The sequence below is a fragment of the Buchananella sp. 14KM1171 genome, assembly GCF_041380365.1.
Taxonomy (GTDB): domain Bacteria; phylum Actinomycetota; class Actinomycetes; order Actinomycetales; family Actinomycetaceae; genus Buchananella; species Buchananella felis.
This window is the reverse complement of sequence record NZ_CP159981.1, coordinates 1,731,618-1,757,832: the sequence shown is the minus strand read 5'-3', so window position 1 is coordinate 1,757,832 and position 26,215 is coordinate 1,731,618. Positions and strand designations below refer to the sequence as shown.

Below are 26,215 nucleotides of genomic sequence, written 5' to 3'. Positions count from 1 at the left end.
GCTGCGCTGACACTAGCCCTTCTGCTCCGCCTCCGGGGCGGCGGAGGCGAACACGAACTCCAGCTGGATCTCCGGGTCGATCCCGCGCACGATGCTCTCGTAGAAGTTGCGGCACTGGTACTCCAGCAACTCCATGCTGTCCGTGATGTGCTTTTCCTTCTCCGTGTCGTTCAGCACCCGGGTGATGAGCGCGGGCAGGTCCACGTCCGGGGTGATGAAGGAAATGATGCCGTTGTCCTCCACGATCGTCTTGAATTCGGCGTCGCTGTGCCCCAAGAATTCAAACGCCGGGATGGAGAGTTTGAACCGCTTGTCCCCGGTCTTCTCTACCTTCACATCCCCGCCATCAATGCCGAGCATGGCCGAGTAGTCGTACTGCAGGAAGTGGTTCTTGGCGCTGCCCGGGATGGACATGCCCAGGAAGGAGGCGTCCACTTTCTCCGTGGCGATTCCCTGCACGCCCAGGCGCAACAGGACCACATCATCCTCCAGGGTCAGGGACTGCACCACGCGCTCGTCGGCGCTCTGGCGGTTGAAGTACGGGAAAAGCTGAGTAGCACCAAAGACCGCGAGCCCCAATACGACCAGGCTCGCAACGATGCTGATGATCTTTGCCTTTACCGACCACTTGCGCCAGTGCATGGGGGGCCTTCTTTCTAACGAATCTTTTCTCCGGTGGAAACCGCAGATATTGTGCCACGCGAACTTAAGCACTCGGCTCTACGACCATTTTATAACCACCCCTCACGGATACGGGTACCCGGGAGGGCGTTGAGGTGGTTAAACGCGAAGAGGTCGGTGCAGCGGCGGTGGTGGGCGGCGGCGCGCTGCCCCCGAGCGCACAAAAGTGCGGTCGGGGTACAAAAGTATGGTCGGGGGCGTGGCACCGAGCGGTCGGATGTACCCCGTTGCAGCATTTGCGAGCTCGGGGGCGAGCCGGTCCACGTAGTACCGGCACCCCATCCGCACAACGACCGGTGGGGCCCCGGTCTCCCGGGGCCCCACCGCCCTACACATTGCCCTGGCGACCGTCAGAACCTTGTGGGGTTGGCCGTCTGGCCTGCCCGCTGAGTAATCACGAGCCAGCCGGTTCGCGCTTGCCCAGGCGCACCTTCTTGACCTCCTTAGCGGTCTCGAAGTCGGACTCCTTGAAGCCGAACAGGTAGGTAGCGGTGAAGGAAACCAGCAGGGTGGCGATGGAGGCGATCCAGAAGCCGGTGAAGCTACCGTCCAGTCCGGCTGGGTTCACGAAGGACGGGAAACCAACGAACGCGCCAGTGAAGCCCCACATGTTGACGTTGAACAGGCCGGTGAGCAGGCCACCCACGGCACCACCCAGAGAGGCGGTGATGAACACGCGACCGTACTTGAGGTTCAGACCGTACATAGCGGGCTCGGTGATACCGCAGAAGGCAGAGATTGTGGCCGGGCCGGCCAGTGCCTTGATCTTGGAGTTCTTGGTCTTGAGCCAGATGGCCAGGGCGCCACCACCTTGAGCGATCATCGTGGCGGAGATGATGGCGTTCAGCGGGGAGAAGCCGTCGATGGCGATCTGGGCCGCCACCAGCGGGATTACCGCCCAGTGCAAGCCGAAGATGACTAGGCACTGGTAGAGGCCACCGATGATCAGGCCAGCGACCGGGTAGTTGAAGGACAAGATGGAGTTGATGCCGTTGGCTAGGCCGCCGGAGATGAACATGATGATCGGGCCGAACACCACCAGCACCAGGGTGACCGTCCACGCCAACCACGCAGACGTCCCCCGGGATGTCCACGCCCACCTGGCGGAAGGTGGCGATCATGTCCGCGGCGATCTCGTCGGAGGAGCAGATGATTCCTTGCGGCAGTTCCTCGCTGGCCAGCAACATCTCGGCGGCGGCGCGGCCCGGCTCGCGGCTGAAGGGGGCGCGCACAAAGCGCGGCGTCAGGCCCGCTCGCTCCATCGCCTGCTTGTAACCCAGGCCACGCCGGTGGGTAGCCACACCGTAGGTGCCCTCGTGGTCAAGGCAGCCCACGTAGGCGATCGAGGTCAGGCCGGGGCCGTGGGCAGGCGGGGGCGAGGTCAGTCAGAGGCCAGCTGCGGGTCAGACCGCAAATCAGACTACAAATCAGACTGCAAGCCAGACTCAAAATCTGGTGCACACTCAAACCGCAGACTCAAAGTTTTGCAGTATCACTTGCAGTCTCTTGCAGTGTGAGGCGGCGACAAACATACGAGCGGCGAAGGAATCGCCGATGCGGCCCACCAGAGCCTCAGCGAAATCTGACGAAGCGCAACGATTCCCGGGCAGGTCGCGCCCCAGGCGGCTTCCGCATTGCCCGACCGCACCAGACTGAGAAAAACACTACAAATGACACTCAAACTTTCACAGTCTTAGTTGTAGTCTTGTCACATGGAGTGGGACGAGCAAGATCTACACCGGGTCCTTACCGAGCTGCGCCTGCGACGCGGCGACACAACTTCTGTTGAAGTCAAGCGCGCGGCAGGCGGCGTCCCACGTATGCCAGAAACACTGTGTGCATTCGCGAATATGCCAAATGGAGGCACTGCCGTCCTCGGTGTCGACGAAGCCGACGGACGTTTTGAAGCGGTAGGTGTACACGACGTAGCGAACCTGGAGGCTGGCCTAGTTGCTCAGGCTCGTTCCGCAGTGACACCTTCTCCTCATCTCGAGTTCCAGACCTTTGAGGTGGATGGGAAGACCGTAGAGGTAGTTCACGTTTCGCCCCTTCGCCTCACGGACAAGCCTGCATTTACTGGGGGACGCGCTTATCTGAGGCAAGCCGACGGCGATTACGCCATGCAGCCCCATGAGCTCCGCATGATCGAGGTTGCCAAGCTGCACGTGGACGAGCAGGTTGACTACGACATCGCGCCTGTCCAGGGCCACAGCCAAGAAGACCTCGATGCGAACCTGGTTACCAGCTATGTAGAGGCTGTTCGCACCCATGCCCGTCGGCTGCGTGACATGACTGATGAACAAATCCTTCGCGCGACCAACGTCTTGACAGCCTCCGGCGAGCCGACCGTTGCCGGACTGTACGCGTTGGGCCACTATCCGCAAGGGCGTTTCCCGGCCCTCACCGTCACTGCCGCTGTGCAGTTGCCGGGCGGCGAGGGTAGCGCACGCAACCGCAATTTGGAGGACTTCACTGGCCCTCTTCCAGTCTTGCTGAGCGACTCGCTCGGATGGGTGGAGGAGAATCTGGCTTCCATCAACCGTTACCGCCCCGATGGCCACATGGAGGAAGTCCCCGAGCTGCCCTTGAACGCTGTGCGCGAGCTGATCGCCAACGCCCTAGTACATCGGGATCTTGGACCAAACACCTTGGGAATGGGCAAGCAGGTCCAGATCAGGATCACGCCAAAGAACCTGTTCATTCAAAGCCCCGGCGGACTGAAGGGTGTTTCACTTTCGCAGCTGGAGAGTGTGGAGCACGCCCAGGCAGCCGTAAACCAACGGCTCTACCAAATCGCCAAACGCCTCACGACACTTGACGGTGGCTCGGTCATCGAAGGGGAGGGCGGGGGCATACGTGAGGTGTTCCGCTCAGCCCAGGAGCGCGGGCTTCACCGGCCACAGCTAATCGACACTGGCGTGCAGTTCAAGGCGTTACTTTGGCGCCCACTGGAAGGGGAAACGGATGAGGGGGCCCCGAGCGAGCCACACCGGGTCACTTTGTTGCCCGGCGAGAAGAACGTTGATCCTCTAGAGGTATCTGCACAGGCAGGTGCCTCGAGTACGACCGCACCGCTTTACCTGGCTAGCTCCGCGCCGACTGTGAATGAACCGGTAGTGCTCTCAGCGCTGGTCAGGAATCCCGGCCCGCATACGATCCACGAGCTCGCGGCGGCCACGGGCTTGACCCTCGGCCAGCTGCGCTACGCATTGGCTAAACCTCTGCGCGAGGGAATCGTTGTCATGGAAGGAGGCCAAGGCCTGAAGTCCACCAGGTACAGCGTCAAATCCCCGACCAATATGGGCCGCTGAGTGCGCTTTCTCCCCGAAGGGCTCGATGACACCACCACCGACGGTGTGGCGAACTGGGTCAAGCGACCTGCAGCGGCGTGATGAAATCGATCTGGTCCCCGGCAAGGTCCCTGGCCAGATCGAGCTCGTACTGGCTCTGAAGGTTGGTCCAGAACTCCGCCGTGGTGCCGAAGTACTTTGCCAGGCGCAAGGCGGTGTCCGCCGTGATCCCCCTCTTGCCGTGCACGATCTCGTTGATGCGACGCGGAGGCACACCGATGGAAACAGCAAGCCTGTTCTGGGTGATCCCAAGACCGGTAATGAAGTCCTCCATGAGCACCTCGCCCGGGTGGATCGGAGGAATCAGGTCAGTGGTAGTCAACGATCTCCACCTCCTCTGGACCAGCGGCGGTCCACACGAAGCAGATGCGCCACTGGTCGTTGATTCTGATGCTGTGCTGCCCGGATCGATCGCCCTTTAGGGCTTCGAGCCGGTTTCCGGGCGGAACCCGTAGGTCGTCAAGAGAGGCAGCAGCCCCTACTTGCCGCAACTTACGCAGTGCGACTCGCTGGATCCTGGGATCTAGCGATGGGACACGCTCCCGTCGCCACAATCGCTCGGTGTCCTTGTTGCCGAACGATCTGATCACAGCAGAATACTATACCGGATCTCGTTAATAACGCTAGGCGTTAAGCCGGAACTCGACCGAGTTCCGAAATCGTTGAGCATCTTGGGGTCAGGATCCAGCAGGCAGGATCAGATGTGAAAGCGCACCTCGGTCAGCTGAGGATCCGCAGGCATGTCCGGGTAGTGGGCGCGGAGACCCCCCTGGTATTCGGTATCCAAGTCCGACAGACGAATGGGGTGCACGTCGTCGATCACACCCGGCATTGTCACGAAGCCGAGATGCTCCGCGTCCTCGAAGACAAAGGTAGTCGGACCCAACGGCACCGGGTCCCGCCAACGAATGGTCCTCGTCTTGCGGCCAGCTCGAATGTCGTCGAGATAACGACGGCTGAACCGTACAAAACGAGCCGGATCTTCGTCCGGCTGTACATAGGAATACGGCAGCAACTCACGCACCGAGACAGAACGAATTCCATCCTCGCCTGGCACCAGCACACAGATGTCAGGGTGCTGATCCAGCATCACCTGCCGACAACGCCCGCACGGAGAGATGACGCCACGGCCACCATCCCCCACAGCGACCATCGTCGCCAACCGCCCCGCGTGGGCGCCAGCGGCCATGCCAAGAACTACGAGTTCAGCGCACGGGCCCCCAGTGAAGTGATGGTTGTTCACCCCGACGTAGATGTTGCCGTTGAGATCCATCGCCGCCGCGGCGACCGTGTGATTCGGGTCATCACCCAGCGTCGACGCAAGTTCCATAGCTTTGGCGATCACCGCATCGTCGTTCGCCCAGCCCGTGAGAGTTGTCACGGGTTCAATCTTGCACGACAGGTGTATGCCTCGCCAGATCATTTCCGCACCGTGGCGAAGGCAGGATGATCACACGTTAAACCGGAACTCCACCACGTCTCCGTCAACCATCACGTAGTCCTTGCCTTCGATGCGGACCTTGCCGCGGGCCTTGGCTTCGGCCATGGAGCCGGCGTCCATGAGGTCGTCGAACGCCACGACTTCGGCCTTGATGAAGCCGCGCTCGAAGTCGGTGTGGATGACGCCGGCGGCCTGGGGGGCGGTCCAGCCCTTGCGGATGGTCCAGGCGCGGGCTTCCTTGGGGCCGGCGGTGAGGTAGGTCTGCAGGCCTAGGGTGTCGAAGCCGACGCGCGCCAGCTTGTCCAGGCCCGGCTCGTCCTGCCCGGCCTCGGCCAGCATCTCGGCGGCCTCCTCGGGCTCCAGCTCGACCAGCTCGGACTCGAACTTGGCGTCCAGGAAGATGGCCTCGGCGGGGGCCACCAGTTCACGCAGTTCGGCCTGCATTGCCTCGTCGGCCAGGCCGGCGTCGTCGGTGTTGAAGACGTAGATGAACGGCTTGGTGGTCATGAGCTGGAAGGTGGCCAGGTGGGCGCGGTCCAGGCCGGCCTTGTCGGCTACGGCGCTGAGTACTTCGCCCTTTTCCAGCAGTTCCAGGGCGGCCTTGGCGGTCTCGAGGACGGCGGGCTCTGTCTTCTTGCCGCGCACCTCCTTTTCGAGGCGGGGGATGGCCTTTTCGAGGGTCTGGATGTCGGCGAGCACGAGCTCGGTGGTGATGGTCTCGATGTCGTCCTTCGGGGAGACCTTGCCGTCCACGTGCACCACGTCGGGGTCGGCGAATGCGCGCGTGACCTGGCAGATGGCGTCGGCCTCGCGGATGTTGGCCAGGAACTGGTTGCCTAGGCCCTCGCCCTCGGAGGCGCCGCGCACGATTCCCGCGATGTCCACGAAGGAGACGGTGGCGGGGACTTCTCGCTCGGAGCCGAAGACTTCGGCGAGCTTGCCCAGGCGCGGGTCCGGCAGCGGCACCACGCCGACGTTGGGCTCGATGGTGGCGAACGGGTAGTTCGCGGCGAGCACGGTGGCGCGGGTGAGGGCGTTAAAGAGGGTGGACTTGCCGACGTTGGGCAGACCAGCAATACCAATAGTTAGGGCCATGCCGGCGAGTTTACCGGCCCGCCCGCGCGGCTTGGGTTGCCGTCCACCCGGCTTTGCGCCACATTGCCCACTCCCTTGCCCGTTCTTTTGGCTCTGTTGGACGACGCTGCCGCCCGCTGCCACTCTCCCACCGCCGCCCTGCGCGCCGCTTTCATGGCCGACGCCGCCACCCACCACTGCCCCGCCTGCCTCCGCTTCAAATGTTGGTCCCTGCTGATTAGGTATCCCCATGGAGTTCTGGGAAGTTGCTTTGATGTTGGTGCTCGCGGCCTTGGCGGGGGCGGGCGGCTGGTTCCTGGGCCGTGGTCAGGGCCGGGCGAGCGCTGCGCAGGAGAGTCACGATGCGGTGGCCCGGGCGCAGCAGGAGGCCACAGTGGCTAGCGCGGAGGCGGCGCGAGCCACCGGGGCGTTGGCGGACGCGAACGCCCGCGCCGAGGAGCTGATCGCTGCGGAGAAGCGCAACGCCGAGCTGCTGGTACGGGCCGAGCGCGAGCGATCCGAGGGGCTGATTAGGGCGGCGCAGGAGCGGGCGGCCGGGGCCGTGGAGTCCGAGCGGGCGCGCGCTAAGACCCTGGAGCAGCAACTCCACGCCCAGCGCGAGCAGGCCAGCAAGAACACCGAGGTCCTGCGCCAGCTCACCCCGGTGCGGGAGGTGCTGGACGGCCTGGCCCGCAAGGTGGAGAGCGGGGAGAAGGAGCGCTCCACCCAGTTCGCGGCGCTCAACACCCAGCTGGAGGCGGCAGCCCGCACGGACGCGGAGTTGCTCACCGCCACCCGTTCCCTGGACGGGGTGCTGCGCGCCGCGCGCTCGCGCGGCCTGTGGGGTGAGACCACGCTGCGCCGGGTGATCGAGGCCTCCGGGATGCTGCGGCACGTGGACTTTGATGAGCAGCGCGCCATCCCTGGCTCCGCCCAGCGCCCGGACGTGACAGTGCACCTGCCCGGCGGCGCCCACCTGGCCATCGACGCCAAGGTGCCGCTGGACGCCTACCTAGAAAGCCAGGACGCCGGCACCGGCGCGCCCGTCGACCTCGCTGCGCACGCCCAAGCCGTGCGCTCGCACGTCAGTGCCCTGGCCAAGCGCAACTACCCCGGGGCGCTCGGTGACGGCCCGCAGGCCACCATCCTGTTCCTGCCCGCCGAGCCCCTGCTGTCCGGCGCGCTGGAGGCCGACTCCACGCTCCTTTCCATGGCTCTGGAGAGCGGCATCATCCTGGCCACCCCGGCCAGCCTGCTGGCCGTGCTGAAGGCGGTGGCTGCCGTGTGGAGCCAGGAGGCCGCACGAGAGGACGCCGAGCGCCTGCTGGAGGTGGGGCGCACGCTCTACGACCGCCTGGGCACGGTGGCCTCACACATGACCGAACTGGGCAAGCACCTGGACAAGACCGTGGCCAGCTACAACAAGGTGGTGGGCTCCTACGAGGGCCGCCTGCTCGTCACGGCCCGGGAGGTCGCCACGCTCTCCTCCAAGGAACTGGCGGTGCCGGAGCTGCTGCCGGACTCCGTTCAGGTGCGCGGCTTCACCAAGCCGGAGCTCACCGGCCAGTAGCGCCCTTCCCCAAAACTAAGGTGTGGGCCGCGAGCGCACCCGCTCGCGGCCCACACCCAGCCCGGCCCTGCGAGACCCCAGGCAACCTCGGCGCCACTCCTCCGCCCGGGGCGGGCCCCGGGCCCGGCCCCGCAAGCCCCAGGGCTACTTCAGGTCGATCATTCCGAACAGGTCCTTCGGGTCCTCCGGGTCCGCGATCAGGTCCAGCTCCTCGTAGAAGTCCGTTCCCTCCACGGCCTGCTCCAGGTAGCGCAGCGCGCAGAAGTCCTCCACCGCGAAGCCCACAGAGTCAAAGATCGTCACCTGGTCGGCGCTGGTGCGGCCCTCGCGCCGTCCCGTGATGACCTCCCACAGTTCGGTGACCGGGAAGTCGGCCGGCTTGGCCTGGATCTCCCCCTCGATGCGGGTCTGCTCCGTGTACTCCACGAACACCGGCCCCAGGTCCAAGATCCGTTCGTCCAGCTCGGTCTTGCCGGGGCAGTCACCGCCCACGCCGGTCACGTGGGTGCCGGGAGCAACGTCGTCCACGCTCAGTACGGTGGCATTGCGTTTATCCGCAGTGCAGGTGATGATCGCGTTACAGCCCGCCACCGCAGCGGCCGCGCTCTCAGCAATCCGCACCTCGATGCCCAGCTTGGCTAGGTTCGCCCGCATCTTGGAGCTGGCGGCCGGGTCCACGTCGAACACCGTCACGCTCTCCACCTGGCGCACCGCGCGCATGCCGAGCACCTGGAACTCAGACTGCGAACCTGCCCCCACCATGCCCAGCCGCAGTGGACCAGCCGGGGCCAGGTACTTCGCGGCCAAGCCCGTAGTTGCGGCGGTGCGCAACGCGGTCAGCAGAGTCATCTCCGCCTCGAAACGGGGGTAGCCGTTGTGGACATCGGCCAGCACACCAAATGCGGTGACGGTCTGGAAACCACGCGCCGGGTTGGAGGGGTGGCCGTTGACGAACTTAAAGCCGTAGCTCACCCCGTCGGTGGTGGGCATCAGCTCGATCACGCCCTCTGCGGTGTGGGAGGCCACGCGGGGCCGCAACTCGAACTGCTCCCAGCGGGCGAAGTCCTTCTCCAGGGCATCCACCAAGCCTGCAATCGCCGCCTCGGGACCGACGGCTGCCAGCCAGCGACGCATGTTCTCCACGTTGACGAAACGCATCTCACCCTCCCACCCAAACCGGGACTTATGGCCTGTGAGGCACAGCATACGGACGAGCATTGTGCATACTCAACGCCAATTTCGCGCTAGTTTCGCCCATCACTGCTACTAATTGCGCTCCTTGAGGATACGTTTTGCCCATGCGCTCCTTGGACTCACTTGACCGCAAGCTCATCGCCGCGCTCCGGGCCAACGCGCGCGCCCCGCTGGCCGAACTCGCCCGCGAGCTGCAAGTCACCCGCTCCACCGTCACCCGGCGCCTGGAGGCACTACAGCGGGACGGCATCATTCAAGGCTTCTCCGTGCTCCTGCGCACCGATGTGGACGACACCCTCATCCGCGCCATCTCCCACCTAGCTATAGAAGGCCCCCACGTGGACCGCGCAATCCAGCAGCTACGCGGCATGCCGCAGGTGGTGGGTCTGTACTCCACCAACGGCGAATGGGACCTAGTGGCACAGTTGGCCGCAGAAAGTCTCACAACAGTTGACGTGGTCCTGTCTCAGATCCGCAAGATCCCGGGCGTGACCCGCTCGGAAACTAGCCTGCTACTGCGCTCCGTGCTGGCCTGAAAACGGCGCGGCCACGGTGCTGGGCGGCGGCGCGTGGACGACGTCGGCCACCCACGCCCAAATCGTCGCGGCCGGCGGGCGGGGCGGCCAAAGCGCACCCCACTCGTCCCGGATGGCTGCGGCCGCGCACTAGTAGTGTTTCTGCCATCTGCCCCCGCACAGAGGAGAAGAAAATGGCCAAGGCTGCGAAGCGAGTTGGAATCCTCACCGCAGGCGGGGACAGCCCCGGCCTGAACGCCGCCATTCGCGGCTTCGGCAAGGCGGCGATCGGGCACCACGGGATGGAGCTGATCGGCTTCCGCGACGGCATTCGCGGACTGGCAGAGAACCGGACGGTGAAGCTGGACTCGGCCTCGCTCAGCGGGATCCTCACCGTGGGCGGCACGATGCTGGGCACGTCCCGGGACAAGGTCCACCGCATGGTGGTGGACGGCGAGGTGCGGGACATGATCCCGACGATCCAGGAGAACTACGAGTCCAACAACCTGGACGCTCTGGTGTGCATCGGCGGCGGCGGCACCGCGAAGAACGCCTACAGGCTGGCCAAAGCGGGGCTGAACGTCATCCACCTGCCCAAGACGATCGACAACGACATCGCGCACACGGACACCTCTTTCGGTTTCTCCACCGCGCTCGGCATCGCCACCGACGCGATCGACCGCCTGCACTCCACGGCGCACTCCCACCACCGCATCATCGTCGTGGAGATCATGGGACACCGGGCCGGCTGGCTGGCCCTGGGCGCGGGCATCGCGGGCGGCGCAGACATCATCCTGCTGCCGGAGATCCCCTACTCGATCGACTCCGTGGTGGAGTCCATCAAGCGCCGGGCCGAGCGGGGCCACATGTTCTCCGTCATCGCGATCGCGGAGGGCGCCCTGGACCAGGCCGACCACGCCGAGCTCGCCGCAGCCGAGGCGCTGCGCCGCTCCGCGACCACCCCGGAGGCCCGCGAGGCCGCCAAGAAGCACCGCGCCTCCGTGATCGCCTCCCACCGGGGCAACGCATTCAAGCTCGCCGGGATCCTGGAGGAGGCCACCGGGCTGGAGTCGCGCGTGACCGTGCTGGGCTACGTGCAGCGCGGCGGCACCCCGGATGCCAACGACCGCATGCTCGGCACCCTGCTGGGCGGAGCGGGTGCCGACCTGGTGGCTGAGGGCGTCACTGGAGTGACCGTGGCCTCCCAGGGGCAGGCCGCCGTGCCGGTCGCTCTGGCGGACGTGGCCGGCAACCTCAAGACCGTGCCCCTGGACCACCCCTGGATCCTGGCCGCGCGACACGTGGGCACGGGCCTGGGAGACTGACCACCACGGGGCTGGAGCTGGGCGGGGGCGGGAAGCGGCAAGTGGACTTCCCGCCCCCGCCTGCTTTGCGCCGCTTTCCCGGCTCTTCGCGGGTGAAGATGGGGGTTGTGGTGGGTGCTGGCGCGTTGCCCCCGAGCGCACAAGCGTGCGGTCGGGGTACATGCGACCGACCGGTGCCATGGCACCAAGCGGTCGCATGTACCCCGATGCAACATTTGCGAGGTTGGGGTGAGTCGGGGCCGCAGTCGCGCGCACGCCTCTCGCCCCGGGAAGCGGGAAGCGCCGTCGAGGAGCGCAGCACGGACACCACCCGCTCCCTGGTCGAGTCCGTACCGGGGAGCGGGGAGTGCGGACGGGGAGCGCAGGCGGGGAGCGCAGACAGGAAGCGCCGGTCCCCGCCCCAAATGCCCCAGCCAGGGCAGCTCTTCTTTCCGCGCGTGCGCGGGGCTCCTCCGACCGGCCCCTCGGTGTCACCCCCGGCACAGTGACTTTCCGCGCGTGCGCGGGGGGCTCCACTGGGGCGGTCGGCGGTGAGCGAGCCAACCGCGAACGCCACACCGGATCACTTCGGCCTTACCCATCGCGGAGTAACGGGCGGCTACCGGCCAGGAGCCTTGCGCAAACGATTGCGCCTTTATTGCAGTCATTGAGCCGTTGTTGCAGCTCTCCTGGCCTTGGGCGACCTATTGCGCCTTTAATCGGCCCCGTAGCGCTACAAGAGCTGCAATAAAGCTTAAACCGCTACAACAAGGGCTCAACAGGAACCACAAGGGCTCTGAACCGTCCTGGGTTTGGTTCCGGTGGTCAGCCTGAAAGGATTGACCTATGCCGAAGCGTTTCTCCCCAGAGTTCAAGTCGCGTGCTGTTCGTATTGTCAGCGACCGTCTGGCATCGGAGCAGACAGTCTCCCTCACCAGTGTTCTACGCGAGGTAGCCGTCAATCTCGGGGTGGGGTATGAGACGATGCGCCGCTGGTATCGCGATCCCAGCCTGAGACAGGATCTTGAACATGCCCCACTAGAAGCCGAGGTGGCCCGCCTGCGGCGAGAAAACGCTCAGCTCCGCCAGGTCAACGAGATCCTGAAGGCAGCCTCGGCTTTTTTCGCCAAAGAACTCGACCCCCGGTACCCGAAATGATCGCTTTCATCGACGCGGGCCGGGCCAGGTTCGGCGTTGAACGCATCTGCAAAGTTCTATCCGAACACCGCCAAGGCGGCTTCATCACTGCCCGAGGGTATCGCAAGGCCAAGAACCGTACGCCCTGGCAGCGCTGCTTGCGAGATGCCGCTTTGATCCCCGTCATCGAGCGCATCCACCGAGAGAACTACTCGGTGTACGGGGTGCGCAAGATGTGGCATGCCCTCAAACGCGAAGGCTACGACGTAGGGCGCGATCAAGTAGCCAGGCTGATGAGACTTGCCGGGCTCAGGGGCGTTGTACGTGGACGCAAGGCAGTAACAACCAGGAGCGCTCCTGGGACCGATACACGCCCAGATCTGGTTGAACGCCACTTCGCACGCAGTGCCCCTAACCAGTTGTGGGTGGCCGACATTACGTACGTTCGCACCCGCAGCGGGTTCGTTTACACCGCCTTCGTAACAGATGCCTTCAGCCGCAAGATCGCTGGCTGGGCAGTGAGTAACACACTCAACGCCCAGGCTCTACCCCTGCAAGCCCTGGAACAAGCTATCGCTACTGCCAAGGGCAGTGTCGAGGGATTGGTCCACCACAGCGATCACGGCAGCCAGTACGTCTGTGTCGCCTACCATGAACGCCTGGTCGAAGCAGGAATTGATGCCTCTACCGGCACTGTGGGAGATTCCTACGACAACGCACTGGCCGAAACCGTCAACGGCTTGTACAAGAGCGAGTTGATCTACTCCCAGCACTGGGCCGGACTGACCGAAGTCGAATGGGCGACCCTATGCTGGGTGAACTGGTGGAACAACACCCGCCTGCACAGCGAACTGGGCTATGCCACACCCCAAGAAACCGAAGACCGCTACTACCAACACCACACCCACCAAATGAGCACCGCCTAGGAACCAAACCCAGGACGGTTCACTCAACCGTTTGCGCGACGACCATCCTGGGTGCTACGTCACTCTAAGGGGAGCTACTCCACCCACACCGACAGCAACAGCCTCATCCTCGAAGAGCCCCGTTTCTTCTGTCCAGACTTACCGATGCACGGCCCTCCGCCGGTAGCAAGAACACACGGCGCGATAGCCTCGACTTATCAGAAAGGCAATTAGATGACACAGAAAGGTGCAAGCGATCACATTGATTGGTCACACCCTTGTGACTTTCGTTAAAGCAGCGCCCATAAACCGGTGAATTCCTCCACCAAATCTCCAAATCCTTTTCTCTTCGGCGTAAGCTGCCGCGCGTCCGAGGGGCACCCAGTCTCTCGCCTACCTTCCCGGAGTTCCATATGGTTTCCAAGCGTGCAATTGCGGCTGCAGCGGCGTCGACCGTCGCCACCGTTTCGCTTGCGGTTGCTACCTCCGCCCCCGCCTGGGCACAGGTAGCGCTTTCCTCTAAGTACCCGCCGCGCTGCTCGGTCGGTTCGATTTTCACCGAAGTGGGTAAGCCCGTTTCCGTGCCAATCTTGGCAGTGGACAACGAGGGCACATCGATCCCGGAGAAGGTCACGTTTGTAGGGGACCTGCCCGCCACGGTCACGTGGGACCCGGCCACCTCCATGCTTTCCACCGACGCCACCGCCGAGGTTAATCTGACCACGGTGCGAGTGCAGGTGACCCTGGACGACTACACGACGTTCTGCGAGGGCACCGTCTACGTCGACCCGGCCGCTCCGGAGGGCTCCGGCGAGGAGACGATCACCCCCATGTTCCCCCCGATGATGACGGAATCTCCCTCCCAGCCCAGGGAGCCCGGAGCGCCCACCGAGCCCGCGCACCCCAGCGAGCCCAGAGAGCCCGGAGAGCCCACCGAACCGGCACTCCCGATCGAGCCGGACGTGCCCGGCCCGACCGAGACCGACCCGCCGTTGCCACTGCCGGATCCGACCGAGCCCATCGGACCGGCGGCACCTTACCCGATCGAGACCGCCATTCCCGCTCCGTACCCGATCGAGACCGCCATCCCGGATCCGAACCCGATCGAGACCGCCATCCCGGATCCGAACCCGATCGAAACCAGCATCCCGGCTCCGAACCCGCAGCCGTCGAGTGGCGCTAGCCAGTCTGCTTCCGCCGCCCCCTCCACCAGCACCGGCGCCACCACCGCGCCCAGCACCTCCGCCTCCGCCTCGACCTCCGCCTCCGCTTCGGCCTCCACCTCGCCCTCCGCTTCGGCACAGCCCTCCAGCGGCGCAGACGACTCCACCGCCTCTGCGGCCCCCTCCACCAGCACCGGCGCCACGACTGCGCCCGGAGGGGCTCCCACGCCTCCGCCCACGATGGGGTCCTCTGCCAGCCCCGATCCGACCCCGAGCGAGGCGGCCTCGGCCTCAACGTCGGCTGCCCCGAGCGCGCCCGCTTCGGCCAGCGCCTCGGCTCCGGCCCCTGCTTCCCCGTCCTCGTCCGTTCCTGCGACCGTGGTGGTGGCCAAGCCGACTTCGGTGCCCTCTAGCCAGCCCACGGCCAAGCCCGCTGTCAAGCAGCTGGCAAAGACCGGTGCCGCTGCCGATAGCGTTGCCCTGTTTGCAGCGCTGACGCTCGCGGCGGGTGGGGCCCTTCTGGCGGTAAGGCGCCGCGAGAACGCTCGCTGAGCACCACCGGGGCCGGCCGCGGCTAGGCGGCTAGCCCGCCCCCAAAAGCAGTGTCGGGTGGTTTTCCGTGACTCTCACGGAAAACCACCCGACAGTTGTTTGGCGCTCCTGCGGCTCTAGGCCACGTGCCCGGGCCCGGCTTCGCGTCGGCCCTTGTCCGGCTCCTTGCCGGCGCCCTTCAAGTCCGCGCGCAGGTTCTTGGGCAGGGTGAAGGTGATCCGCTCGGTGGCGGTGCGCACCTCTTCCAGGTTGTCGTAGCCGCGCCGCTGGAGCTCCTCGATCAGCTCTCGCACCAGGATCTCCGGCACTGAGGCGCCAGAGGTCACGCCCACGGTCTTCACGTCCTGGAACCAGGCGTCTTCGACCTCGTCGGCCTTGTCGATGCGCTCGGCCCGGCCGGCTCCGGCCTCGCGGGCCACCTCCACCAGGCGCACGGAGTTGGAGGAGTTGGCGCTGCCCACCACGATCATTAGGTCGCAGCGCGGGGCGATCTCCTTGACGGCCACCTGCCGGTTTTGGGTGGCGTAGCAGATGTCGTCGGAGGGCGGGTCCACCAGGTTCGGGAAGCGCTCGCGCAGCCGGTTGACGGTCTGCAGGGTCTCGTCCACGGACAGGGTGGTCTGGCTGATCCACACCACCTTGTCGGGGTCGCGCACCTCCACGGAGTCCACCTCGTCGGGGGTGCCGACCACCTGGATGTGCTCGGGCGCCTCGCCCTGGGTGCCCTCCACCTCCTCGTGGCCCTCGTGTCCCACCAGGATGATGTCGTAGTCGTCCTTGGCGAAACGCACGGCCTCGCGGTGCACCTTGGTCACCAGCGGACAGGTGGCGTCGATGGTTTCCAGCTGGCGGCGCTCGGCCTCGGCGTGCACTGCGGGGGAGACGCCGTGGGCGCTGAACACCACCCGGGCGCCCTCCGGCACCTGGTCGGTTTCGTTGACGAAGATGGCGCCACGCTTGGAGAGCACCTCCACCACGTACTTGTTGTGGACGATCTCCTTGCGCACGTAGATCGGCGGGCCGTAGTGCTCCAGTGCCTTCTCTACGGCGTCCACGGCGCGGTCCACGCCGGCGCAGTATCCGCGCGGCGCGGCCAACAGAATCGTCCCGGCCATTTTTCCCCTGTCTTTGCTGCCACCGCGTTGGTGGTTCAAGGTAACGTTACCCGGCAGAAAACAACTCTCGCATCGTGAGGCCCCGTCTTGAGCATCACCCCGCGCCCGCTGCCGGAACGCGCCGCGCAGACTACTGCGGACAACCCGTGGCCGCTGCGTCTGTTGAACGCCAAGATCGAGGAATATGTGGCCAAGATGGCCCCTGTTTGGGTGGAGGGGCAGATCGTTCAGCTCAACCGCCGCCCTGGGGCGGGGATGGCTTTCCTCACGCTGAGGGATTTGGATCAGGATTCCTCGATCACGGTGTCGATTTACGCGCGGGACCTTTCGCCTTCTCTGGCGGACGGCGCGCGGGTGGTGGTGAACGCTAAGGCGACGTTCTGGCCCAAGCGGGGCTCGCTGCAGTTGCACGCAAGCGAGATCCGCGCGGTGGGGCTGGGGGACCTGTTGGCCCGCATCGAGCAGCTGCGGCAGGTGTTGGCGGCGGAGGGTTTGTTCGATCCGCGCCGCAAGCGTCCTTTGCCGTTCTTGCCGCGCAAGGTGGGCCTCATCTGCGGGCGGGAGTCGAAGGCAGAGCACGACGTGGTGGTGAACGCCACCGCGCGTTGGCCCGGCCTGGCGTTGGAGATTCGCGAGGTCGCGGTGCAGGGCGAGCGCTGCGTCCCGGAGGTGAGCGCGGCCCTGGCGGAGCTGGACGCGGACCAGAGCGTGGACGTGATCATCATTGCGCGTGGTGGTGGCAGCGTGGAGGACCTGCTGCCGTTCTCGAACGAGCACCTGGTTCGCGCGGTGGCGGCGGCCCGCACCCCGGTGGTTTCGGCGATCGGCCACGAGACGGACTGCCCCCTGTTGGATTTGGTGGCCGACGTTCGTGCCTCCACCCCCACTGACGCGGCCCGCCGCGTGGTGCCGTCGCTGTCTGAGCTGACCGTCGAACTGGATGCGCTGACTTCTTCCCTGCGTGCCGCTTTTTCTGCCCGCCTGACGCGGGAGCGGGAGGGGCTGCTGGAACTAACTTCCCGCCCGGTCTTGGCCTCTCCCGCGCAGCTGGTGGAGCGGCAGCGCGAGGGGCTGGATTCTGCCTTGGCCCGTCTGCGTGGGGCCGCTAACCGCGCCGTACTGGAGGCCCGTGCTGACTTGAGCGCGTTGTCGGCCTCCCTGCACGCCCTCTCCCCCGCCGCGACGATGGAGCGCGGCTATGCACTCTTGGCTCTCTCTAACGGCACGCTGGTGCGGTCCCAGGCGGACGTGCCTGCGGGCACCCTGGTCGAGGGTTTCTTGGCCGACGGCCGCTTCGTGGCGAAGATCGTTGGCTCCACTCCCACTAGTCCGGCCCCGAAAGGACTTGAATAATGGCTCCTTCTCCCGAGATCGCCGCCGAGGTGGCCCAGCTTTCCTACGAGCAGGCGCGCGCCGAATTGGTGGAATTGGTGCGTAAATTGGAGGGCGGCCAGGTGCCCCTTGCTGAGACAATTGGGCTCTGGGAACGTGGTGAGGCCCTCGCGGCGCACTGCCGTTCCTGGCTGGACGACGCTCAGACCAGGCTAGAGGCCGCTACCGCCGGCCAGCAGGCGTAGGCCTAGAGAAAGAGGTGGCTATCGTGACGCAGGCTCCGTACGCGCTCGTGGTTGGCGAGGCGCTTATCGACATCGTCGAGGCCCAGGGCACCAGCAAGGAGATCCCGGGCGGCTCTCCCGCCAACGTGGCTTTGACTCTCTCCCGGCTGGGGCACGAGTCTCTGCTGCACACGTGGCTCGGTGATGACGCGCGCGGCAAGGCGATCGACCAGCACCTGGGTGCTTCCGGGGTGCGGTTGACGCCGTCTTCGTTCGGCGCGGAGCGCACTTCGACGGCCCTGGCCAAGATCGGTTCCACGGGCGCGGCCACTTACGTGTTTGACGTCGAGTGGGCGCCGGTTCCCCTGCCCGCCGGCGCCGAGCCGCCGGTGCTGGTTCACACCGGTTCCATCGCGGCGGTCCTTGCCCCCGGGGCGGACGTAGTGGAGCGGATCCTTGCCGACCACCGCGCCACCTCCACGATTACATACGACCCCAATGCCAGGCCGCAGTTGATGGGCGACGCTGCCTCGGCCCGCCTTACCGTTGAGCGTCTGGTTGCGCTCGCTGACCTGGTCAAGGTGAGCGACGAGGACCTGGCGTGGCTGCTTGGTGTTCCGATGGACACCGCCGAGCAGGTGGAGAGCGCGGCCCGGCAGTGGCTGGAGTTGGGGCCCGCGATCGTGGTGGTCACGCGCGGCAAGCACGGCGCGCTGGCGGTGGCCGCTTCGGGGGCTTGCGTGCAGGTGCCGGCCAACCCGGCGGTGAAGGTGCTCGACACGGTTGGGGCCGGTGACTCCTTCATGGGTGGCTTGAACTCTGCCCTTTGGCGCGAGGGCCTGCTGGGGGCGGAGAACCGCGCCGCGCTGCGCCAGGTGGACCAGACGCAGCTTGCCTCGATCGTGGAGCTGGCCGCCGCCGTTGCGGACATTACCGTTTCGCGCGCGGGCGCGAACCCGCCCACGGCCGCCGAGCTGGACGCTGCCTTGGCAGCGCAGGCGGGCTAGGGGCATGTCGGAGGCTGCTGACCGTACCAAGTCCCGCCCTGCCGAGGTTTGGGACGCTCTGCTAGCGGGAAACCGGCGCTTCACTGCTGGCCAGGGCGGGCAACGCGACTTCGGTGACGCCGGGGAACTGGCAGCCGAGCAGCACCCGGTGGCGGCGGTGCTGGCGTGCTCTGACTCTCGCGTGCCCGTGGAGGTAGCGCTGGACCAGGACCCCGGGCAGGTGTTCACCGTGCGCACGGCCGGGCACGCCCTATCTGAGGTGGTGCTCGGTTCCTTGGAGTACGCGGTCACGGCCCTGCAGGTTCCCCTGCTGGTGGTGCTGGGCCACCAACGCTGTGGGGCGCTGGAGGCCGCCCTGGCCCTGGCCAAGGGGCAGGAGGCGCCGGGCAACATCGCTCACGTGGCGCGTTGCGTGCTGGATTCCCTGTCCTTCGAGCCCCCCGCCTGGGCGGCCGTACCCGATGGGGAGCTCAGCGCGGGCCACGCTCACGTACGCGGGACCCTGTTCAGGATCCTGGAGGAGTCCCCGGCGTTGCGCGCGCAGGTGGAGAGCGGCGCGCTGGCGATCGTGGGGGCGCACTATTCGCTGCAGTCGGGTCGGGTGCACGAGGTCCCGGCCTCCCGCCACGGCTTCTGACCCCGCTGGTCATCTAATGACCTCCCTACCGGCCGCCTCCGGGCGGCCGGTGCCGCGTGGACCGGCCGGCCCACGCGGGGGCTACTTGCCGCGTCGCCGTTCGCGCAGCGAGTAGTCGCGCAGGGCGCGCAGGAAGTCCACGTGCCTGAAGTCGGGCCAGTAGACCTCGCAGAAGTAGTACTCGGAGTAGACGGTCTGCCAGAGCAGGAAGCCGGACAGGCGCTGCTCGCCGGAGGTGCGGATCACCAGGTCGGGGTCCGGCTGGCCGCGGGTGTAGAGGTTTTCGGCGATGTCTTCGACGGTCAGGCTGGCTGCAGCGTCGGCCAGGCTGACTCCGGCGGCGGCGCGCTGCTCTAGGTGGGCGCGCACGGCGTCGGCGATCTCCTGCCTGCCGCCGTAGGAGACCGCGATGTTCACGGTCATGGCCTCCCCGGGGTCGCGGCCGGCCAGCTGCGCAGTGGCCTCCTCCACGCTGTGCAGGCGCTCCACCACCCACTCCGGCAGCAGGTCCATGTTGCCGACGATAGAGACGGGCCAGCGCCGCTGGGCACCGATGGACTCCACCGCATCGCAGATGATCTCCAACAGCGGGGCCAGCTCCTCGGCGGAGCGGTGCAGGTTGTCGGTGGAGAGCATCCAGAGGGTGACCACCTGGACGTCGGCCTCGTCGGCCCAGTCCAGGAACTCCAACACGTTGGCCGCGCCCTGGCGGTGCCCGTGGGAGGCGGCGGCGCCGACCTGCTTGGCCCAGCGGCGGTTTCCGTCCAGGATCACGCCGATGTGGGCGGGCTTGGGAGCGTCGGCCAGCTGCCTGCGCAGGCGAGCGACGTAAATGCGGTAAAGGAGATCCTTGACGCCCATCGGCTGCTACTTCCCTTGTCCGGCGGCCCTTGAAACAAACTCTTACCACATGGGGCTGCGGGCTGCCTGGAGGCGCGGGCGGGGCGGGGAAGCCCAAAACCTACGCCACCGTAACTTGGTCGTAAACTTAAACCTACGCAACCGTAAGTTAGGAGGGGATAGATGGCCCCGAAGCAGAAGACGCGCCCACGCAGCAGTTCCTCTGACCGCCTGCTCAGCAAGGAGAGCTTCGTCGAAACGATCAAGCCACGCCTACGCGGCTGGATCCACGCCGGCACTACTCCGCTCGCACTGGCCGCCTCGATCGTCCTGGTGGCGCTCGCCCCCACGGCCGGCCTGAAGTGGGCCAGCGCGGTGTTCCTGGCCTCGTCTCTGCTGCTGTTTGGTATCTCCACGGTCTACCACCGCTTCAACTGGGGCCGGGTAGGCACCGCGATCCTGCGGCGCCTGGACCACTCCAACATCTTCCTGCTCATCGCCGGCACCTACACGCCCCTGTCCGTGGCCCTGCTGGAGCCGCGCGACGCCAAGGCCCTGCTGGCCGTCGTGTGGGGCGGCGCGCTGGTGGGAATCCTGGGGCGCGTCTTCTTCTCGTACGCCCCCCGCTGGATCTACACCCCCCTTTACGTGGTGCTCGGCTGGGTTGCCCTCTGGTATTTGCCGCAGTTTTGGACGACGGGCGGGCCGGCCATCGTGTGGCTGGTTCTCTCCGGCGGCATCGCCTACACGCTCGGGGCGCTGGTCTACGCGTTGAAGTGGCCGGACCTGTGGCCCCGCTGGTTCGGTTTTCACGAGGTTTTTCACACCTTCACGGTGGCCGGCTGGGTGACTCACTGCGTGGCAGCTTTCCTGGCGGTGCTGGGCTCCCGCTAAGCCGCCCCTCCGCCTCCCCGTCCGGGACAGCTACGGGCCCGCCGATTTCATCCGCGCATCCACATACCGCGAGCGAAGCGGCGCCGTGTTGATACTATGCCGTTTCAGGCAATGCCCTGATCTGCCCCGCAGCGCTGCTGCGGGGCAGCCCGCATAAAAGGAGACGTAATCGTGAGCAAGTCCGTGTGGCTCACCCAGGAGGCCTTTGACCGCCTCTCTGCAGAGCTTGAGCACGCCAAGACCGTGCTGCGAGTCGAGATCGCTAACCGCATCGAGGCCGCCCGTCAGGAGGGTGACCTCAAGGAGAACGGCGGCTACCACGCCGCCCGGGACGAGCAGGCGATGAACGAGACGCGAATCGCCCAGCTGGAGGACATCCTGCGCAACGCCGAGGTCGGCGAAACCCCGCCGGACGACGGCGTGGTCGAGCCCGGCATGGTGATCGAGGCCAGCATCGGCGGGATGGAGAGGACCTTCCTGCTGGGGGCGCGCGAGGCCGCCCCGGGGGTGGAGATCGACGTGTTCTCCCCCGAGTCGCCGCTCGGCAAGGCCATCAACGGGCGCTCGCGTGGCGAGACCGTCAGCTACACCGCGCCGAACGGCAAGAAGATCTCCGTGGAGATCAAGGAGGTTCGCCCCTACCAGGGCTGAATTAACGCCCCCGGGCCGAGCTGCTCGGGGGCGAAAGCGGTGGTGGGACCAGATCTTTCGATCTGGCCCCACCACCCTTGTTTCCGGGACAGCCCGGGCGCACAGCGCCCTAACCGCTACTCCGCCACCGAGCCGCTCTCGGGCCCGCCGCTGCCTGCGGCGGCCACCTGGGCTTCTTCATGGTCTGGCGCCTGCTCCTCTCGGCTCGCCTTGGCAGCCCCACCGTTCTTCGGCTTGCCCACGGGCTCGCGCCGCACGGGAGCAGCCCCGCCGCGCTTCTTCACGCTGAAGGGGGCGGCCAGGTACTCGTCCAGCGCCCCGGGCGGCCCACCGGGCCGATCCGGGTCGGTGCGCAGTGCCGGGAACTTGTCGAAGCCGCCCAGGTACATGAGTGAGGTATTCAGGAAGGCCACCACGGGCACCACGAACAGCGCCCCGACGATCCCCCACAGGTAGGTGCCGGCGGCCACCGCCAGCAGCACCGCCACCGGGTGCAGGGAGACCGCGTTGCCCATGAGGAAGGGCTGGAGCAGGTTGCCCTCGATGTTCTGCACCGCCAGGACGATCAGCATCATCACCAGCGCGGTGGTGGGGCCCTGGTCCACCAACGCCACCAGCACGGCTATCGCGCCCGTGAAGAACGCGCCCACCATGGGCACGAAGGAGCCGACGAACACCAGGATGCCGATGGGCAGCCACATGGGGATGCCCAGGAACAGGGCGCCGAGCGCGATTCCCACCGCGTCCACGAAGGCCACTAGCACCTGGGTTCTGGCGTACGCCCCCAGGGTGACCCAGCCGCGGATGCCGGCCTCGTTGGCGGTGTGGCGGGCGCCCGGCGGGAGCAGCAGCAGTACCCAGAACCAGATGCTGCGTCCCTCCTTGAGGAAGAAGAACATGAGAAACAGGGCGATCAGCGCGCCGGCGGCGAAGTTGGTGATGCTGGAGACTCCCACCAGGGCGCCGGAGGCGATGGAGGAGGTGTTGTTCTTGAAGAACGCCTGCACCTGCTGCCAGATCTCGAAGAGGTAGGTGGTCAGGCGCCCGGAGTCGATGCCCCACGGGTCCTCCCGCAGCCACGCCAGCAGCGTGTAGAAGCCGGCCTCGGCCCGGTCTGCCACCTGCCCGAAGTCGTTGACGATCTGGGCGCTGGCCACCGTCATCAGGCCGCCGATCATTCCCAGCAGCGCCAGCACGGAGGCTAGCGCGGCCAGGCCACGGCTGAACTTGGCGCGCTTGCGCAGCATGCGCGCGAAGGGCTCCATGAGGGCGGTCAGCAGCATCGCCACCGTCAGCGGGATGACGATGACGGAGATCTTGGAGATCGCCCACCCAACCACCAGGAGTCCGGCCAGGAAGGTCAGGCCCCGGATCGACCAGGCCGACGCCACGCGCAGCCCCCAGGCCACCGATTCGTCGGGATTGCCGTTGGGCCGCTCCATGCCCTCCACGGGCACGGGCTCTTGCGAGAGCTGGGTAGCGGTTCGTGTGGGACGCAGCAACTGCGAGGGCCACATTCTTGAAAAAATGGAACCTTCCATGGGCACCTTCCTTAGCCTGCCCAAAGCCTAAACGCTCACCGCCAGCGGCGCGCACGGCTTGGGGCAGCGTGGGCAAAACTGGCAGCGCTTTGCGGGCCGCCGCATAATGGCCGCCATGAACTTCGTGTCTCTGCAGCCAGAATCCGCCAGCCTGCACACCGTGCTCGGCACGCCGCTGACCGGCCCGTGCCCGGCAGGAAACGAAGAGATCTTTCTGGCCCTGGGGTGTTTCTGGGGGGCTGAGAAGCTCTTTTGGACCACCCCGGGAGTGACCGGCACGTCCGTGGGCTACATGGGTGGCTCCGCGCCCCACCCCACCTACCGCCAGGTCTGCACCGGCACCACCGGGCACGCGGAGACCGTGCGAGTGGTCTTCGACCCGGCCAAGCTGCCCCTTGCCGAGCTGCTGCGCGTCTTTTGGGAGAACCATGACCCGACGCAGGGCGACCGGCAGGGCAACGACGTTGGCCCCCAGTACCGGTCGGCTATCTTCGTGACCTCCCCGGAGCAGTTGGAGGCCGCCCAGGCCAGCCGCGCCCAGTTCGCCGCCGCGCTCGCCCAGGCGGGCTACGGCGAGGTGACCACCCAGATCCAGGAGGCCGGCCAGTTCTGGCTGGCGGAGGACTATCACCAGCAGTACCTGGACAAGAACCCCGGCGGTTACTGCCCGGTGCACGCCACCGGCGTGAAGTGCAACCCGGCCTGATCCCGGCCTAGCGCCGCCTGGCGCTCGTTCGCGGCGGCGGGTGGAACGTCGGCCACCCTCAGTGGGGAGGTGGTGTACGACGCTCCGCCCGCCGCCCTTCGCGCTAGCTCTCTGCGAAGAGCGGCGGAATCGTGGCCGGGGCGAGCGCGGTGGCCGGGGCTTGCGCCTGGATCAGCGTGGCGGCGCCGTTTTGCCACGCCCACACCGTGGTGCCGGGCGCGGGGACGCGGATGTCCCTGGCCTTGCCCATGTGGTTGACGATGACCTGGCCGGACGGCAGGTCCACCAGGAGCACCGCGAAGAAGGTCTTGCGGTAGCGGCGCATCGCGATGTCGCGGATGGTGCCGACCTGCGGGGGAAGCGTCGCGTTGCGGACACCGGCACCAACCGCGCCGACGCTCCGGCGAAGCGCGCGCCGGGCGAAGCGCCAGACCAGGACGGTGTCAGCCACCAGCACCAGCCAGATGAGGGCCAGCGCGAGCCTGCCCTGCCCGGTCTGCGCCCAGGCAGAGAGGTCTTGCAGCGGGCCCCACTGCGCGAGGGTGGAGGCCCAGGCCCCGGGCGCCGGGGCGACGGGGCCGACTACGGCGAGGGCCGCCACCGCCGTGAAGGCGAGCGCCAGGAGGGTGGTCAGCACCGCGAAGCCGACCACCAGCGCTGCGGATCGGGAGTGGGCGCCGACGCGGCCCTGGAGTTGCTGCGGGTTCTGGCTAACCAGGTGGAGCTTGGCGTTGTCGTCCGCAGCCCGGGCGGCGGCGAAGAAGTCTGCTGGGAGGCGCTGCATCATGGCTCCAGCCTAGGAAGGGTTCGCCTGGCCGCAGAACGAGGGTGGGGCGAGCACTTCACAGTGCCCGCCCCACCATCTGGGTAACCGGTCGTCAGCGCGCGGAGAAGCTCTCGCAGTGCGCGGTGGAACCGGACAGGGTGATCGCCTTGGCGCCGCAGAGCAGGGACTCGTTGTGCGTGCACTCGGTGCGCTGGCAGGCGCCCACGTGCGCAGAGGCAACGGGCAGGCCGCCCCGGGTGTTCAGGGCGATGAAGGTGGTGCAGTTGCTGTCCTTGGCGCCGACCGTGATGGCGGCAGCCTTGCAGCCGTGGTTGTCGTTGAAGGCGCAGTCAACAGCCGCGCAGTCAGAGATGGTGGTGAACTCAGCCATTTCAGTACCTTTCCGTGTCGAACTTGTTGATCACAAGCTAGCGCGCGGTTTTGCGGGGGCGGCCCGGCCGACGCCGGAGGCGGCGCCCGGCCCCGGCCTGGGCGTTTAGGCCCACCTTCGTCATATTCGCGCGGTTCGCGATTTAGAAAAGCTGGGCGTCACGTCCCCCGGCGCGCGGTTGCAACGGAGGGCATTTCGGGACGGTGGGACCGGCGGCACGGACCCTTCGGGGACGGGGGCGCGGCGGGCAGGTAAGCCATGGCTAAGACCCGATTTCCGGGGCGGTTCGGGGCACGCCCCAATAACGCAAATAATGCAACACGGGCGCCGCGCGAAAATTCGCGGGGGCGCCCGCAGGTGCCTGGGGCCCTGGGCGCGCGGGCGACCACCTCGCAGCCCTCCCCTCAATCGGCGCACGCCCAGGGAGGCGGCGCCGACGGGAACGTCGCCCCCACCGCTCAACCGAACCCGCGCGGGCGACCACCTCGCAGCCTCGTCCCGGCCGGCCGGAGCCGCCTCCCTCAGGGGCTGGCCCGGCCCTCGCCGGCCGCTACCTCGCAGCCCCCATCTGGCCTTCGTCGGCCCTCATGCCCACGGGCGGCGGGGCGCCGCAGGAAAAGCGTGGCCGGTGCGGGAGCGATTGCATCCCGCACCGGCCACGTCCGGAGAGTTTCCCTCCTACTTGTCCGGGTCGATGTCCCGCAGCTTGGTGTTCGCGTCCTCGGCGGAGCAGACCATGGCGATGAGACCCGCCATCATCTTCGCCTCGTCGTCCGAACCGATCGTCTCACCCTCGTCTGCGGCGATCTTCTTCATGACCTCCACCTGCTGCGCGGTGTCCATCTTCACGAAGTCACCACAGGTGGTGTCCAGGCCCTTGTTCTCGGCCTTGCTACACCCGGCCAAACCGAGGGCCAACACGCCAGCGATTGCGGCTGCCATTACCTTGCGCATTTCCGTCTCCTTCCACGTGCGGACGCTACACATGAAGCATATCCAATATGTCTCCGATCACACACGAATTGAGCCAGCCTATATTCAGAGAATCGTTCTCTCTTGACCAATCTCAACCCATCAACGGGTTTTGCGCTCAAAAAGGCTGTAACAGTGAACGACGGTCGTCAACGCGGTGGGAGCGGGTGCCCGAGCGCAAAGGCCCCGTTGCCGCCGCCACTCAGCGCCGTCCGGGAATGGTGGCGCTGGCCGCCTCCGCAGGACCCGGGTG

General features: G+C 66.6%; 26 protein-coding genes and 1 pseudogene. 13 read left to right on the top strand and 14 right to left on the bottom strand.

The genetic code is table 11. The features are described from left to right. Positions 1 to 12 precede the first annotated feature (12 nt). From ABYF38_RS06775 to ABYF38_RS06765, 3 genes and pseudogenes are all read right to left on the bottom strand, one after another. A complete protein-coding gene (locus tag ABYF38_RS06775; RefSeq protein ID WP_371151625.1) occupies positions 13 to 642 on the bottom strand; it encodes a hypothetical protein in 630 nt (209 codons plus the stop codon). Positions 643 to 1,075: 433 nt separating this feature from the next. Further along, positions 1,076 to 1,747, bottom strand: coding sequence for a PTS transporter subunit EIIC (locus ABYF38_RS06770; RefSeq protein ID WP_371151624.1), 672 nt, complete (start codon positions 1,745 to 1,747; stop codon positions 1,076 to 1,078). 25 nt (positions 1,748 to 1,772) lie between these two features. Further along, positions 1,773 to 1,982: pseudogene (locus ABYF38_RS06765) on the bottom strand (substrate-binding domain-containing protein); the annotation flags it as partial. Positions 1,983 to 2,393: 411 nt separating this feature from the next. On the opposite strand from ABYF38_RS06765, the gene ABYF38_RS06760 reads away from it, so the two are divergent. After that, a complete protein-coding gene (locus ABYF38_RS06760) occupies positions 2,394 to 3,992 on the top strand; it encodes an ATP-binding protein (protein WP_371151623.1) in 1,599 nt (532 codons plus the stop codon). Between the two features lie 58 nt (positions 3,993 to 4,050). Here the strand turns inward: ABYF38_RS06760 and ABYF38_RS06755 are convergent, their stop codons facing one another. The 4 genes from ABYF38_RS06755 to ychF form a co-directional block, all read right to left on the bottom strand. Further along, complete coding sequence (locus tag ABYF38_RS06755; protein WP_371151622.1) at positions 4,051 to 4,353, bottom strand: HigA family addiction module antitoxin; 303 nt, start codon at positions 4,351 to 4,353, stop codon at positions 4,051 to 4,053. Next, on the bottom strand, positions 4,340 to 4,621 hold the full coding sequence (locus tag ABYF38_RS06750; RefSeq protein ID WP_371151621.1) for a type II toxin-antitoxin system RelE/ParE family toxin: 282 nt from the start codon (positions 4,619 to 4,621) through the stop codon (positions 4,340 to 4,342). The genes ABYF38_RS06755 and ABYF38_RS06750 overlap by 14 nt, the downstream gene beginning before the upstream one ends. 107 nt (positions 4,622 to 4,728) lie before the next feature. Then, positions 4,729 to 5,412: a hypothetical protein gene (locus ABYF38_RS06745; protein WP_371151620.1), complete on the bottom strand. Its 684-nt coding sequence runs from the start codon at positions 5,410 to 5,412 to the stop codon at positions 4,729 to 4,731. Positions 5,413 to 5,481: 69 nt separating this feature from the next. Continuing rightward, positions 5,482 to 6,567 carry a redox-regulated ATPase YchF gene (gene ychF / locus ABYF38_RS06740; RefSeq protein ID WP_371151619.1) on the bottom strand — a complete coding sequence of 362 codons (1,086 nt, stop codon included), beginning with the start codon at positions 6,565 to 6,567 and terminating at the stop codon, positions 5,482 to 5,484. Between the two features lie 229 nt (positions 6,568 to 6,796). Between ychF and ABYF38_RS06735 the strand changes: the two genes are divergently transcribed. Further along, positions 6,797 to 8,116 carry a DNA recombination protein RmuC gene (locus ABYF38_RS06735; protein WP_371151618.1) on the top strand — a complete coding sequence of 440 codons (1,320 nt, stop codon included), beginning with the start codon at positions 6,797 to 6,799 and terminating at the stop codon, positions 8,114 to 8,116. Positions 8,117 to 8,260: 144 nt separating this feature from the next. Here the strand turns inward: ABYF38_RS06735 and ABYF38_RS06730 are convergent, their stop codons facing one another. Continuing rightward, positions 8,261 to 9,274 (bottom strand): ornithine cyclodeaminase, encoded by a 1,014-nt coding sequence (locus ABYF38_RS06730; RefSeq protein WP_371151617.1) that lies wholly within the window; start codon positions 9,272 to 9,274, stop codon positions 8,261 to 8,263. Positions 9,275 to 9,414: 140 nt separating this feature from the next. Here ABYF38_RS06730 and ABYF38_RS06725 point away from each other — a divergent pair, with 140 nt between their 5' ends. The 4 genes from ABYF38_RS06725 (at position 9,415) to ABYF38_RS06710 (ending at position 14,886) form a co-directional block, all read left to right on the top strand. Then, entirely contained in the window at positions 9,415 to 9,846 is a 432-nt protein-coding gene (locus ABYF38_RS06725) for an Lrp/AsnC family transcriptional regulator (RefSeq protein WP_371151616.1), read from the top strand. 173 nt (positions 9,847 to 10,019) lie between these two features. Further along, positions 10,020 to 11,150, top strand: a complete 1,131-nt coding sequence (locus ABYF38_RS06720; protein WP_371151615.1) for a 6-phosphofructokinase — start codon at positions 10,020 to 10,022, stop codon at positions 11,148 to 11,150. A gap of 825 nt (positions 11,151 to 11,975) precedes the next feature. Beyond that, positions 11,976 to 13,192, top strand: a protein-coding gene (locus tag ABYF38_RS06715; RefSeq protein ID WP_371151614.1) for an IS3 family transposase whose coding sequence is annotated in 2 segments (ribosomal slippage) — positions 11,976 to 12,246 and positions 12,246 to 13,192 — 1,218 coding nt in all. Because the reading frame shifts where the segments join, the coding sequence is not laid out codon by codon here. Between the two features lie 542 nt (positions 13,193 to 13,734). Then, entirely contained in the window at positions 13,735 to 14,886 is a 1,152-nt protein-coding gene (locus ABYF38_RS06710) for an LPXTG cell wall anchor domain-containing protein (protein ID WP_371151613.1), read from the top strand. 116 nt (positions 14,887 to 15,002) lie between these two features. On the opposite strand, the gene ABYF38_RS06705 is transcribed toward ABYF38_RS06710, so the two are convergent. Further along, positions 15,003 to 16,001: a 4-hydroxy-3-methylbut-2-enyl diphosphate reductase gene (locus tag ABYF38_RS06705; protein ID WP_371151612.1), complete on the bottom strand. Its 999-nt coding sequence runs from the start codon at positions 15,999 to 16,001 to the stop codon at positions 15,003 to 15,005. 93 nt (positions 16,002 to 16,094) lie between these two features. Between ABYF38_RS06705 and xseA the strand changes: the two genes are divergently transcribed. From xseA to ABYF38_RS06685, 4 genes are read left to right on the top strand one after another with little or no spacing between them, the layout of a single operon-like run. Further along, positions 16,095 to 17,354: an exodeoxyribonuclease VII large subunit gene (xseA, locus tag ABYF38_RS06700; protein WP_371153012.1), complete on the top strand. Its 1,260-nt coding sequence runs from the start codon at positions 16,095 to 16,097 to the stop codon at positions 17,352 to 17,354. Further along, positions 17,354 to 17,578 (top strand): exodeoxyribonuclease VII small subunit, encoded by a 225-nt coding sequence (locus ABYF38_RS06695; protein ID WP_371151611.1) that lies wholly within the window; start codon positions 17,354 to 17,356, stop codon positions 17,576 to 17,578. The genes xseA and ABYF38_RS06695 overlap by 1 nt, the downstream gene beginning before the upstream one ends. A gap of 23 nt (positions 17,579 to 17,601) precedes the next feature. Beyond that, a complete protein-coding gene (locus ABYF38_RS06690) occupies positions 17,602 to 18,564 on the top strand; it encodes a carbohydrate kinase family protein (RefSeq protein WP_371151610.1) in 963 nt (320 codons plus the stop codon). A 4-nt stretch (positions 18,565 to 18,568) separates the two neighbouring features. Continuing rightward, positions 18,569 to 19,201: a carbonic anhydrase gene (locus ABYF38_RS06685; RefSeq protein WP_371151609.1), complete on the top strand. Its 633-nt coding sequence runs from the start codon at positions 18,569 to 18,571 to the stop codon at positions 19,199 to 19,201. A gap of 81 nt (positions 19,202 to 19,282) precedes the next feature. Here ABYF38_RS06685 and ABYF38_RS06680 read toward each other — a convergent pair whose 3' ends face one another. After that, positions 19,283 to 20,062: an isoprenyl transferase gene (locus ABYF38_RS06680; protein WP_371151608.1), complete on the bottom strand. Its 780-nt coding sequence runs from the start codon at positions 20,060 to 20,062 to the stop codon at positions 19,283 to 19,285. Positions 20,063 to 20,224: 162 nt separating this feature from the next. Here ABYF38_RS06680 and trhA point away from each other — a divergent pair, with 162 nt between their 5' ends. Continuing rightward, positions 20,225 to 20,935, top strand: a complete 711-nt coding sequence (gene trhA, locus ABYF38_RS06675; protein WP_371151607.1) for a PAQR family membrane homeostasis protein TrhA — start codon at positions 20,225 to 20,227, stop codon at positions 20,933 to 20,935. 171 nt (positions 20,936 to 21,106) lie between these two features. Then, entirely contained in the window at positions 21,107 to 21,586 is a 480-nt protein-coding gene (greA, locus tag ABYF38_RS06670; protein ID WP_371151606.1) for a transcription elongation factor GreA, read from the top strand. A gap of 116 nt (positions 21,587 to 21,702) precedes the next feature. On the opposite strand, the gene ABYF38_RS06665 is transcribed toward greA, so the two are convergent. Continuing rightward, on the bottom strand, positions 21,703 to 23,127 hold the full coding sequence (locus ABYF38_RS06665) for an AI-2E family transporter (protein WP_371151605.1): 1,425 nt from the start codon (positions 23,125 to 23,127) through the stop codon (positions 21,703 to 21,705). Between the two features lie 115 nt (positions 23,128 to 23,242). Between ABYF38_RS06665 and msrA the strand changes: the two genes are divergently transcribed. Then, the gene (msrA, locus tag ABYF38_RS06660; protein ID WP_371151604.1) at positions 23,243 to 23,833 is read left to right on the top strand and encodes a peptide-methionine (S)-S-oxide reductase MsrA; all 591 of its coding nucleotides are present in this window, start codon (positions 23,243 to 23,245) and stop codon (positions 23,831 to 23,833) included. A 103-nt stretch (positions 23,834 to 23,936) separates the two neighbouring features. On the opposite strand, the gene ABYF38_RS06655 is transcribed toward msrA, so the two are convergent. The 3 genes from ABYF38_RS06655 to ABYF38_RS06645 form a co-directional block, all read right to left on the bottom strand. Continuing rightward, entirely contained in the window at positions 23,937 to 24,620 is a 684-nt protein-coding gene (locus ABYF38_RS06655) for a hypothetical protein (RefSeq protein WP_371151603.1), read from the bottom strand. Positions 24,621 to 24,711: 91 nt separating this feature from the next. Further along, a complete protein-coding gene (locus ABYF38_RS06650) occupies positions 24,712 to 24,990 on the bottom strand; it encodes a DUF1540 domain-containing protein (protein ID WP_371151602.1) in 279 nt (92 codons plus the stop codon). 678 nt (positions 24,991 to 25,668) lie between these two features. After that, complete coding sequence (locus ABYF38_RS06645) at positions 25,669 to 25,944, bottom strand: hypothetical protein (protein WP_371151601.1); 276 nt, start codon at positions 25,942 to 25,944, stop codon at positions 25,669 to 25,671. Positions 25,945 to 26,215: the final 271 nt, after the last annotated feature.

Bases quoted from the DNA above. Each gene is read 5' to 3' on its own strand.
- ABYF38_RS06685 (WP_371151609.1), top strand. From the start codon at position 18,569: ATGTCGGAGGCTGCTGACCGTACCAAGTCCCGCCCTGCCGAGGTTTGG.
- ABYF38_RS06760 (WP_371151623.1), top strand. From the start codon at position 2,394: ATGGAGTGGGACGAGCAAGATCTACACCGGGTCCTTACCGAGCTGCGC.
- trhA (WP_371151607.1), top strand. From the start codon at position 20,225: ATGGCCCCGAAGCAGAAGACGCGCCCACGCAGCAGTTCCTCTGACCGC.
- ABYF38_RS06650 (WP_371151602.1), bottom strand. From the start codon at position 24,990: ATGGCTGAGTTCACCACCATCTCTGACTGCGCGGCTGTTGACTGCGCC.
- ABYF38_RS06730 (WP_371151617.1), bottom strand. From the start codon at position 9,274: ATGCGTTTCGTCAACGTGGAGAACATGCGTCGCTGGCTGGCAGCCGTC.
- ABYF38_RS06695 (WP_371151611.1), top strand. From the start codon at position 17,354: ATGGCTCCTTCTCCCGAGATCGCCGCCGAGGTGGCCCAGCTTTCCTAC.
- ychF (WP_371151619.1), bottom strand. From the start codon at position 6,567: ATGGCCCTAACTATTGGTATTGCTGGTCTGCCCAACGTCGGCAAGTCC.
- ABYF38_RS06645 (WP_371151601.1), bottom strand. From the start codon at position 25,944: ATGCGCAAGGTAATGGCAGCCGCAATCGCTGGCGTGTTGGCCCTCGGT.
- ABYF38_RS06735 (WP_371151618.1), top strand. From the start codon at position 6,797: ATGGAGTTCTGGGAAGTTGCTTTGATGTTGGTGCTCGCGGCCTTGGCG.
- ABYF38_RS06680 (WP_371151608.1), bottom strand. From the start codon at position 20,062: ATGGGCGTCAAGGATCTCCTTTACCGCATTTACGTCGCTCGCCTGCGC.
- ABYF38_RS06725 (WP_371151616.1), top strand. From the start codon at position 9,415: ATGCGCTCCTTGGACTCACTTGACCGCAAGCTCATCGCCGCGCTCCGG.
- ABYF38_RS06655 (WP_371151603.1), bottom strand. From the start codon at position 24,620: ATGATGCAGCGCCTCCCAGCAGACTTCTTCGCCGCCGCCCGGGCTGCG.
- ABYF38_RS06705 (WP_371151612.1), bottom strand. From the start codon at position 16,001: ATGGCCGGGACGATTCTGTTGGCCGCGCCGCGCGGATACTGCGCCGGC.
- ABYF38_RS06665 (WP_371151605.1), bottom strand. From the start codon at position 23,127: ATGGAAGGTTCCATTTTTTCAAGAATGTGGCCCTCGCAGTTGCTGCGT.
- msrA (WP_371151604.1), top strand. From the start codon at position 23,243: ATGAACTTCGTGTCTCTGCAGCCAGAATCCGCCAGCCTGCACACCGTG.
- ABYF38_RS06775 (WP_371151625.1), bottom strand. From the start codon at position 642: ATGCACTGGCGCAAGTGGTCGGTAAAGGCAAAGATCATCAGCATCGTT.
- ABYF38_RS06720 (WP_371151615.1), top strand. From the start codon at position 10,020: ATGGCCAAGGCTGCGAAGCGAGTTGGAATCCTCACCGCAGGCGGGGAC.